The sequence below is a fragment of the Streptomyces sp. NPDC005141 genome (assembly GCF_053599975.1).
In genome coordinates this window covers 23699-32482 of sequence record NZ_JBSFYW010000077.1, presented here as the reverse complement: position 1 = coordinate 32482, position 8784 = coordinate 23699, and the positions used below count along the sequence as shown (strand labels likewise).

Genomic DNA, 8784 nt, shown 5'->3' with positions numbered 1-8784 from the left:
TACTCATGTTGCTCTTGCTACTCACTACCTGTGACTGCTTCCTCCGGGACCATCCGTCCCAGTATCAAGCTGTCCGGCCGGCAGGGGGAACCTCAGGGGGAGTTGGATCTCGGGCTTGAGGAGCTGCAAGAGCAGGAGTTCCACAAAGACCTGGGTCAGCTCGACCCGGACGCCGGCCTGGTACTCCTGGCCTACGCGTGCGCCATGGGTACCGGGGTCATGCGCCTTGAGTGGGGAGACGCAGAACTGCGCCGCGGAGACCGCCATCTGCTTTGGCATCACCACGAGCCGCTCGCCCTGCCTGACGCTCGGCGGTCGGCCTAGCTCGTCTCCGTGCCCAAGAGTTGGAGCAGGTGCCTACTGATCGTTTCAGAATGAATTTTGTTGTGGGGCTTGGCAGTTGGGTGTTGTGTCGGCAGGATTCGATGGGTGTCCGCTGATCTTGTGCCTGATGACCTGTGGGAACGTGTGGCCCCGCTGTTGCCGCCTCGTGCGCCCAGACGGCATCGGTGAGGCGCCCGCCGTGGCGGCCGTCGGGTCGTTGCAGAGGAAGCCGGTCGGGCCGCGCCGTGCGGTGCCCCACCGGGAGAACGCGGCCGGGCTGCGTATCAGCGCGGGCAAGATGTCGGCCCTGTGGTCCACCACCGTGGCTCCGGTGTCGATACGACTGGCGCGCCCGCCTCACCGCAGCCACCGACTACCACCGCGCCCACCAGCACCTCGCCGCCCCCGCCACCACCCCCGTCGGCGCATGGCTCGCCGAACAACGCCACCTCGCCGCCAAGAACCAACTCGACCCAGTCCGCGCCGACGCCCTCACCGCCCTCGCCCCCGACTGGCGCCTGCCCCACGGCGCGGACTGGCACCGCAAATACCACCTGCTGCGCGCCCACCTCGCCACCGGCGCCGACCCCGCCACCCTCACCCCCGACACCGTCCTCGCCGGGGTGAAGATCGGCTCCTGGCTGAACCGCCAGCTCACCACCTGGCCCACCCTCGGCCAGCAGCACCTGATGACCGCCCTCAGCCTCACCCCCCAGACCAACCCGCTCACCTCCGCCCGCCGCACCCGCCGCACCTTCGAACAGACCGTCCAGCTCCTGGAACTCTTCCTCCACCGCGAAGGCCGCGCCCCCGCCTCCCGGGAGGAGATCGTCGTCGACGGCGACACCATCCGGCTCGGCGCCTGGCTCGCCAAAGCCCGCACCAAACACCGCGACGGCCAGCTTCCCGAAGCTCACGCCCGCCTGGTCGCCACGCTCTTCGACGGCGACTGGACGACCGAGGGCGCCGTCCCGGCCGCCGTGGCATAGGCACACGCCAACCCTCGCCTCGCTCCGCCGGGAACGGAGAGACACCATGAGGTCCCACTCTGCGACGGTTCCGCCTCGGCCCCTGCGGGCCGGTAGAAGGCCAGGCGGCACCGAAGCAGCTCGGCGCCCGCAGTCGTGTCACCCGACAGCCCCCTTCCCCGCCTGCTAGCAAATCGCTAACATCGCTGCTATGGGAATCGCACAGCTCAACACGCGCGTCGACCAGGAGTTGGCCGACAAGGTGCGCGCCTCGGCGCAGCGCGCCGGAATGTCCCTCAACGACTACGTCACCGGCGTCCTCGAAGCCGACCAGGCCGCCGCGGACGGCCCCGAAGACCTGCGGGAAGCCCGCGCGCGCATGCACGCCCGCGTCGCCTACCAGAAGTGGATCGCCGGCGGCCGGTCCGAGACCGGCTCCATGACCATGGACGAGGTCTTCGGCGCGTGACGGCAATCCCCGCCCGGTTCGCCGCGCACATCGGCGAGACCATCAGGAACCTGCCCGGCCCGGCCAAGGAAGAGCTCCACGACGCGGTGATCCGCGCATGCGCCGACCCCTGGTCCTGGCCGCAGGCCGACAAGTACGACGGCATGGACGAGGCGGTACGCGTCATTACGACCCGCACCGCCATCGTCCACTACGTGATCATCCCCGGCCCCGACCCCCACCTGTGGGTCTTCGCCATCACGGTCTAACGCACACGGGCGCGCCAAGACCGGCCGACAGCTCGACCGGCTTCAGGGAGATCCGGCAGAGCTGGCCGACACCCAGCTGCTTGACGAACTGCATCGAGCGCTGCGCCACTTCATGCAGCGCGAACCGCACTTCCACCAGGTTCCCGCCCCGCCGTGGCACCCGCTTTGCGCATGACTGGTGCCACCCTTGCCCCGACCGAGCGCCCTACCTTCCTGTCTGGCGGACCTGGGGCGCCGTCTGGGCATGGCCCTCGGCGCGTTCTATGCCCACGCCTCCGCACCCGTCAGCGGTAGTAGCCCGCCGACGTGCTGGAAGGACGGTGGGAGTTGGCGAGAAGGGCGGCCGCCTCGCCGCGCAGCTACGCGCCGACTTCGGGTCGAGGAAGGCGGTCCGCGTGATGGACGCGGCGGTGACGGCAGGCGTCGCCTGCACCATCATCGAGATGGAAATGGATACCTCTTGCCCGGGTCTGCGTTCTACCGTGCGGGCATGAGCACGCAGGCCTTCAACGGCGCCTACCTTCTGCCTCTCTTCGAGACGATCGAGCAGGCTCGCGGGGAGGGCGCCTACCGGCAGCTGCCCGCCCCGCATCCGGCCAGCAGCCTGGCCGCCGACGATGCCCCGCTGGGCTCCTACGCCATCGCGCACCTGGTCCGTAACTCCCACGCTGCCGGTGGCTTCGTTCACGAGTCACGGCAGCACTGGTAGGCGAGTTCGGGAGGCACCTGGGCGGTTGCGGCGAATCGAACAGTTCACGGGATCCGACAGCGCCCTGCGCGTCGCGAGTGTCTCCCGGACGGTTTAGCGGGGCATGCCGACGGCGCGGGTGATGACGGTGTCGAAGGCGCGGTCGGGCAGGATGCGGCGCAGGGCGATCAGGGGGCGGGCGCCGAAGCCGGTGGCGTAGCGGGTCTTGGGGCGGCGGGCGGTGACGGCTTTGCCTATGGCGTCGGCGATGACCTGGGGCGGGGAGTTGCGCTTGGCGTTGGCCTCGGAGCGCAGGGAGGAGGCCACGGCGGTGGCCTGCGCGGCGTAGGCGCCGTCGGCGGAGGACTTCTCCAGCTTGTCGGCGGCGATACCGCCCCACTCGGTGGCGATGCCGCCGGGTTCGATCACGACAACGTCGACACCGAAGGGCTTGGCCTCCAGCCGCAGGCAGTCGCTGAGGGCTTCCAGGGCGAACTTGGTGCCGTGGTACCAGCCGCCGAGCGGGGTGTAGATCTTGCCGCCCATCGAGGTGACGTTGACGACGGTGCCGGATCGCTGGGCTCGCATGCGGGGCAGAGCGAGCTGGGTCAGGCGGATCGCACCGAAGACGTTGACCTCGAACTGGTAGCGGGCCTCGTCCAGGGGGACGTCTTCGAGAGCGCCGTAGGAGCCGTAGCCGGCGTTGTTGACCAGCACGTCGATGCGGCCGGTCTCGGCGGTGATCTTCTCGATGCCGGCGCGCATCGAATCGTCGTCGGTGACGTCCATCGCCAGCGGCCGGATGCCGCGGTCGGCCAGTTTCTGCAGCCGGTCGGTGCGGCGGGCGGCCCCGTAGACGGTGTAGCCGAGCTCGTGGAGTTTGAAGGCGGTGGCCTCGCCGATGCCGGAGGAGGCACCGGTGACGAGGGCGGTCTTAGCGGGCATGGCGGAGTCCTCACGGATAAGATGAACTGTGGTTCACCATCTATATTGAACCCAGGTTCACCTTGATGCAAGTGGAAGGGCAGGCACCTCCCGTGACCCCAGCCAGGGCGCCGCGCGCCGACGCGGTCCGCAACCGTAAGAAGATCCTGGCCGCCGCCGGCGAGCAGATCACCGCGCACGGCCCCGAGGTAGGCATGGACGAGATCGCCGCCGCGGCGGGCGTGGCAGTGGGCACCCTGTACCGGCATTTCCCCACCAAGACGGACCTGGTCGCGGCGGTCGTCGCCGCATACGTCGCCCGCGTCGCCGACGACGCCGAGACCGCGCTCGGTCGCGTCGGGGCCGGTGCCCACGCTGTGGACGAGCTGACCGCGTTCCTCGGGCGCGTCGTCGAGGCGTCTGTGACCGACCGCGCCGTCAAGGCCGCTGCCCAGACCCTGGATGCGGAGCCGGGTGACCGCGCTGATGAGGACCGTGCCGGTGCCGCTGTCGCCGCCCTCATCCAAGTCGGCCAGGCTGACGGTGACATCCACCCCGACGTCACCGTCAGCGACATCTACCTGCTGTTCTCCACCGCGCCCACCGACCAGCCACCGGCGGCCCGCGCCCGCTGGCTCGCCCTTGTCACGCCCGGGCTGACCACCCGCACCCGGGAAGCAGGGAACTGACGCAAGAAGCCTCGGACAACGGGTCACACGGTGCTGTCGGATCTCGTGAACATCGAACACGGCCGCGCCAGGGCGCTGTTCAAAGTCGCGTATATCCGCTGCCGCAACTCGTGAACAAAGCCAGGACGTGGCTGGACACGGAAGGGCCAGCGAAGTTCCAGAACCATACGATTGCTGCTCCGACGAGCCCGCTGGCCATCAGCTCCAGCGCGGAGCGCCACCACGGCTGAGCGGCAGGGGCCGGTTCGGGATCGCCTTGGGGCGCGGGCGGCAGGAGCGGTGGTGCGAGATGGTCCTGCAGCTCGGCGTGCCGGAACTGGTAGACGGGCCCGACCGTTCTGAGCAGTCCCAGCCGGTGCGCGTCGTCGAGGAAGGCCATGAGCTGGAAGGGGAGTTCGTCGGCAGGCTGCGCGGGCCACCGCCGACCGCGCCGATCCCGGGAACCATCCCCGCGTGCGCGGGAGCAGGAGTCGTAAAGGTCGCGCTGTTCGGGAGTCAGGGGCCCTTGGAGCAGCGGTGACCAGCGCACCACCAGCGACAGAACGCGTTTCCAAAAAGGCCCACGGCCTCGGCCAGACCTACTACGTGAACGCGCTCAAACTCGCCAACGAGGCAGACGACCACGTCACCTACTGCCGAACGCTGCGCGGCATGTCGCTCCAGGCATCGAATCTAGGGCACGGGCCAACCAAGTGGTCAACGAGAGCGAGACCGCGCCCCGACTCGGCACCCTCATCGACCTCACCGGGCTGCGCTTTGCTGCACAGCGGAACGACGGAGATCAGCGGCTTCCTCGACGAGTACGAGCACGTCTCTTCCGTACGCGGTGACGACCACTTCACGATCCTGCGCAGAACACCGCAGCCCGAGCTACCCGACGTACCCCTTCCGGCTCGCTGCCGGCCTTCCCGCGTGTGCCCTACTGATGGCTGGCGCGGCGCTCCTCGCAGAGTCGTCTGGCCTCCGCCGGCAGTGCCGTCGTCATTGGCAACATGTTCAGCAGGACCTCTCCGGAGCTGGACACGCGCACCTGGATGACGTTCCCGACGGGCTGTGGACGGTGCGCTCCAGCAGACCGAACGAACTGTGCAGGCATGCAATAGCTCCGGATGGGCGTAGCGGACGGTCGGCACGGTGCGCTCCACTGCGCGTTCCATGGGCACGTTGGTCCTGCGCAGGCCGCTGGCGGCCTCGACCACCATGAACTGCCGCCCAGGGGAGAGTCTGAGGGGAACACCGTGCCGTCCGGGTCAACCTTCGGATGCTGCAGTGGGCCGACACGGTGCTGGCGATGGACTGTGAGCTCCACGATCTGGCCGACGACACCAGCGCGGCCAAGCTGGAAGCAGATGCCGTTGACGATCGCGGCGGAGCTGCCGACGAGGGCGCCGGAGATGGATTCTCCGGCGAGGGTGAAGCCGAGCATGTGGGCGTCGGCGAAGAGGCCAACGCATACCACGGAAACGCTGTTGGTCGCCTTGGGCAGGTAGATGAGCAGGCCCACGGATGCTGCCTGCAGCAGGACGCCGGCGACTGCGGGGATGCGGCGGTGGTCCCAGTGGTCGGAGAGCAGGTTGAACAGAGGTGCGCTGATCGCGAGGCCGAGCCCGGGTACCCCGGACCCGGCAGTCCAGGGCAGGTGCTGTCATTCCCGGTCGGCGAAGACGCTGGTGTCCAGGTGGTCGAGGAGGTGCGCGACGTCCCTGTGGACCGCGTCGGCGCCCGCCTCCTCCAGGTCGGCCCGTGGGATACCGCCGGACAGCACCGCCACGGACATCACCCCGTCCCGTGCGGCGGCCTTCATGTCCCAGACGGTGTCGCCGACGAATACGGCCCGTCCGCTCGGGACGCCCGCGAGCTCCCTGGCCCGCGCGACGGGGTCGGGGGCGGGTTTGCCCGAGCGGACGTCGTCTGCGCTCGCCGCCCCGAGAATGACGTCGTCGGCGTCGATGGCGCGGCGCAGCGCGGAGAGCTCCGCGCCGCCCGCTGAGGTCGCGAGGACGATCTCCCAGCCGCGCCCGGCCAGCGTGCGCAGCAGTTCGCCCGCGTCCTCCAGCGCGGGCAGCCGGTCGAAGAAGGTGGCGTAGAGGGCGTGGTGGGCGGCTTTGAGCTGTCCGTCGTCCTTGGGGTCGCGGTCCTTGCCGAGCAGGTGCTCGATGAGGTCGTCGCTGGCGAGGCCGACGGCCCGGTGCACCTCGCGCATGGGAACACGGTGTCCGGCCTGCCGGAACGCCTCCCACCAGGTGACGACGTGCAGATGATTGGTGTCGACCAGGGTTCCGTCGACGTCGAAGATCGCGGCGCGCTTCGTGCTCATCGCTGGTGTCCTCGTGCTCTCACTGGTCGCGGAGGGCGGGAAGCAGCTTCCGCTCGGCCCAGTCCGTGAAGGGCTCTTGGTGGCCCCCGCCGATTTGGACCAGCGCGACTTCGGTGAACCCCGCGTCGACGAACGGCCGTACGGCCTCGACCACGCTCTCCACGTCGTCGCCGCAGGGTATGGAGTCGGCCACGTCCTCGGGGCGTACGAAGCGGGTGGCGCTCGCGAAGGAGTCCGGGCCGGGCAGTTCGGAGTTGACTGGCCAGCCGCCGCCGAACCAGCGGAATTGGTCGTGGGCACGCTTGATCGCCGCGTCCCGGTCGGTGTCGTAACAGACGGGAAGCTGGCCGATCTTGGGCTTGCCGGCTCCGCCGTGCCGGTCGAACGAGGAGATCAGTTCCGGTTCGGGTTCCGTGGCGATCAGGAGGTCGGCGAGGTGACCGGCGATCTCGCACGAGTGGTCGCCTGAGACGGCGACGCCGATCGGCGGTGGAGTGTCCGGCAGATCGAAGAGCCGGGCGTTCTCCACGTCGAAGTGGGCGCCGTGATGGTTGACGTTACCTCCGTCGAAGAGAGCCCGGATGATCAACACGGCTTCTTCCAGCATGTCGAGACGGACGTGGGCCGCGGGCCATCCATCGCCCACCACGTGCTCGTTGAGGTTCTCTCCGGAGCCGAGTCCGAGGCGGAAGCGCCCCTGGGACAGGAGTTGCAGGGTGGCGGCCTTCTGAGCGACGACCGCCGGGTGGTAGCGGATCGTCGGGCAGGTCACGTACGTCATCAGCGGGATGCGTTCAGTGGCTTGCGCGGCCGCGCCGAGCACGCTCCAGGCGTACGAGGCGTGGCCCTGGGAGCCCAGCCAGGGGAAGTAGTGGTCGGACGTGACGGAGAAGTCGAATCCGGCCCGTTCGGCGCGTACCACGTGGTCGACGAGTTCGCGCGGGCCGGCCTGCTCGGTCATCATCGTGTACCCGATCTGCACCATGTCGCTCTTCTCCTTCGTGGGGACGTTGACGGGGCGTTCGGCGTGCGGGGCGGTGAGCCCGCGTACGACAGCGCTGAGCCCACGCACGACGGCGCCCCGTGACCGTCCCCAAGTCCGGCGGCTCCCAGTCGGTGGCGTTCGGTCGCCGGTACAGGACCTCGCCCCGGCCCGTGGGCCCTCGCTGCCCGCGTCACCCGCCCGAGCGTCCGCGGAGCGTGAGGGTGTCAGTCCGTCGGTTCGTCCGGCACCGGGTGCTCGGGGCGGGAGCTGCCGGAGTGCGGGGCTCCCCTGGGGCCGGTGCCCGCCTCGTCCGCGTCGGGGACCTCTGCGTCGGGCTTCTCCGAGTTCTCGGCTTCGCCTTCCGCGCCACGGCGCTCCGCGCCGGTCCGGCGGCTCTGGGCCGACTGTCCGGGTTCGCCTACGACGTCCAGGGGGTCCTCGTCGGGTGCGGCCTGTTGATCGGGCAGGTCCTTGGGTACAGGCTTCGGCATTGGCCCCTCGCCGGTCCCGGGGCCCTGCGGGCGGGGCTCGCTCACGGCGTCCTCCATTTCCTCGCGCGGGTGTGGCGTGACGCGCGAGTACCCCTCTCGTTCGTGAAAATGCAGGTGATCGCCGGACCGCTCCGCGCCAGGTCCGGCGCCAGCGGTCCCGCGCGGGGACCACACCGCCACCGGTTCCCGTCGGGCGCGCCCCTCCCGGTGCTTGCGGTGCTGTTCACCGTCCTGCAGGCGCCGGACGTCGCCCTGTCGCAGCTCGCGGTCGGCTCGGCGCTCACCCCCTTGCCGATCCTGCTGCCCGTGCGCAAGGTGCGGCGCCGCGGGCGGCGCCGCAGGAGGGTGAGCGATGAGCCGCCGGACACGGATGTGGATCCTGGCCGTGGGCGCGCTGGGCTTCGCCGCCCTGTTCACGGCCGCCTGCCTGCGGCTGCCCGGCTTCGGCGGGGACAGCCACCCCTACGGCCAAGCGTGCCGCGCGCGCGGCGCTCGCTGAGCGAAGGGGCGCCAGCCGGGGCCGCGCACCTAGTCCGCCCCGGGTAACGAGCGACGACTCCCCGATCCCGACAACCGAAAGGGTGTCTCGTAGCGATCCAAGGACGGACGGCGCATGGGCCCAGCGCAGGCCCTCGGCCTCCAGCTCCAGGCTGCGCATGACCGGCGAAGCCGCGGCAAAGG

At 70.0% G+C, this 8784-nt stretch carries 13 protein-coding genes and 1 pseudogene; 8 read left to right on the top strand and 6 right to left on the bottom strand.

What is annotated here, in order from left to right:
- The first annotated feature begins 569 nt into the window (after positions 1-569).
- The 3 genes from ACWD68_RS36935 (at position 570) to ACWD68_RS36925 (ending at position 2009) form a co-directional block, all read left to right on the top strand.
- On the top strand, positions 570-1313 hold the full coding sequence (locus tag ACWD68_RS36935; RefSeq protein ID WP_451810838.1) for a helicase associated domain-containing protein: 744 nt from the start codon (positions 570-572) through the stop codon (positions 1311-1313).
- Between the two features lie 190 nt (positions 1314-1503).
- A complete protein-coding gene (locus ACWD68_RS36930) occupies positions 1504-1761 on the top strand; it encodes a toxin-antitoxin system HicB family antitoxin (protein WP_369481709.1) in 258 nt (85 codons plus the stop codon).
- The gene (locus ACWD68_RS36925; protein ID WP_451810837.1) at positions 1758-2009 is read left to right on the top strand and encodes a hypothetical protein; all 252 of its coding nucleotides are present in this window, start codon (positions 1758-1760) and stop codon (positions 2007-2009) included. Before ACWD68_RS36930 ends, ACWD68_RS36925 begins: the two co-directional genes overlap by 4 nt.
- Here the strand turns inward: ACWD68_RS36925 and ACWD68_RS36920 are convergent.
- Positions 1999-2139 carry a hypothetical protein gene (locus ACWD68_RS36920; RefSeq protein ID WP_451810836.1) on the bottom strand — a complete coding sequence of 47 codons (141 nt, stop codon included), beginning with the start codon at positions 2137-2139 and terminating at the stop codon, positions 1999-2001. The genes ACWD68_RS36925 and ACWD68_RS36920 overlap by 11 nt on opposite strands.
- A 360-nt stretch (positions 2140-2499) precedes the next feature.
- Between ACWD68_RS36920 and ACWD68_RS36915 the strand changes: the two genes are divergently transcribed.
- Positions 2500-2718: a hypothetical protein gene (locus ACWD68_RS36915; RefSeq protein ID WP_451810835.1), complete on the top strand. Its 219-nt coding sequence runs from the start codon at positions 2500-2502 to the stop codon at positions 2716-2718.
- Positions 2719-2811: 93 nt separating this feature from the next.
- On the opposite strand, the gene ACWD68_RS36910 is transcribed toward ACWD68_RS36915, so the two are convergent.
- A complete protein-coding gene (locus tag ACWD68_RS36910) occupies positions 2812-3642 on the bottom strand; it encodes an oxidoreductase (protein ID WP_451810834.1) in 831 nt (276 codons plus the stop codon).
- A 92-nt stretch (positions 3643-3734) separates the two neighbouring features.
- On the opposite strand from ACWD68_RS36910, the gene ACWD68_RS36905 reads away from it, so the two are divergent.
- Together ACWD68_RS36905 and ACWD68_RS36900 are read left to right on the top strand one after the other, a co-directional pair.
- Positions 3735-4310: a TetR/AcrR family transcriptional regulator gene (locus ACWD68_RS36905; RefSeq protein ID WP_451810833.1), complete on the top strand. Its 576-nt coding sequence runs from the start codon at positions 3735-3737 to the stop codon at positions 4308-4310.
- Between the two features lie 289 nt (positions 4311-4599).
- Positions 4600-4830, top strand: a complete 231-nt coding sequence (locus ACWD68_RS36900; protein ID WP_451810832.1) for a hypothetical protein — start codon at positions 4600-4602, stop codon at positions 4828-4830.
- A gap of 399 nt (positions 4831-5229) precedes the next feature.
- On the opposite strand, the gene ACWD68_RS36895 is transcribed toward ACWD68_RS36900, so the two are convergent.
- From ACWD68_RS36895 to ACWD68_RS36880, 4 genes are all read right to left on the bottom strand, one after another.
- Positions 5230-5814: a hypothetical protein gene (locus tag ACWD68_RS36895; protein WP_451810841.1), complete on the bottom strand. Its 585-nt coding sequence runs from the start codon at positions 5812-5814 to the stop codon at positions 5230-5232.
- A 141-nt stretch (positions 5815-5955) separates the two neighbouring features.
- A complete protein-coding gene (locus tag ACWD68_RS36890) occupies positions 5956-6627 on the bottom strand; it encodes an HAD family hydrolase (RefSeq protein WP_451810831.1) in 672 nt (223 codons plus the stop codon).
- A gap of 19 nt (positions 6628-6646) precedes the next feature.
- Positions 6647-7612, bottom strand: a complete 966-nt coding sequence (locus ACWD68_RS36885) for an LLM class F420-dependent oxidoreductase (protein WP_451810839.1) — start codon at positions 7610-7612, stop codon at positions 6647-6649.
- Positions 7613-7836: 224 nt separating this feature from the next.
- Positions 7837-8148, bottom strand: coding sequence for a hypothetical protein (locus ACWD68_RS36880; RefSeq protein WP_451810830.1), 312 nt, complete (start codon positions 8146-8148; stop codon positions 7837-7839).
- A 63-nt stretch (positions 8149-8211) separates the two neighbouring features.
- Here ACWD68_RS36880 and ACWD68_RS36875 point away from each other — a divergent pair.
- A pseudogene (locus tag ACWD68_RS36875) lies at positions 8212-8439 on the top strand (hydrogenase subunit MbhD domain-containing protein); the annotation flags it as partial.
- 16 nt (positions 8440-8455) lie between these two features.
- Positions 8456-8602, top strand: a complete 147-nt coding sequence (locus tag ACWD68_RS36870) for a hypothetical protein (protein ID WP_451810840.1) — start codon at positions 8456-8458, stop codon at positions 8600-8602.
- Positions 8603-8784: the final 182 nt, after the last annotated feature.

Coding starts and splice junctions, on each gene's coding strand:
- ACWD68_RS36930 (WP_369481709.1), top strand. CDS start 1,504: ATGGGAATCGCACAGCTCAACACGCGCGTCGACCAGGAGTTGGCCGAC.
- ACWD68_RS36915 (WP_451810835.1), top strand. CDS start 2,500: ATGAGCACGCAGGCCTTCAACGGCGCCTACCTTCTGCCTCTCTTCGAG.
- ACWD68_RS36910 (WP_451810834.1), bottom strand. CDS start 3,642: ATGCCCGCTAAGACCGCCCTCGTCACCGGTGCCTCCTCCGGCATCGGC.
- ACWD68_RS36900 (WP_451810832.1), top strand. CDS start 4,600: ATGGTCCTGCAGCTCGGCGTGCCGGAACTGGTAGACGGGCCCGACCGT.
- ACWD68_RS36890 (WP_451810831.1), bottom strand. CDS start 6,627: ATGAGCACGAAGCGCGCCGCGATCTTCGACGTCGACGGAACCCTGGTC.
- ACWD68_RS36885 (WP_451810839.1), bottom strand. CDS start 7,612: ATGGTGCAGATCGGGTACACGATGATGACCGAGCAGGCCGGCCCGCGC.
- ACWD68_RS36870 (WP_451810840.1), top strand. CDS start 8,456: ATGAGCCGCCGGACACGGATGTGGATCCTGGCCGTGGGCGCGCTGGGC.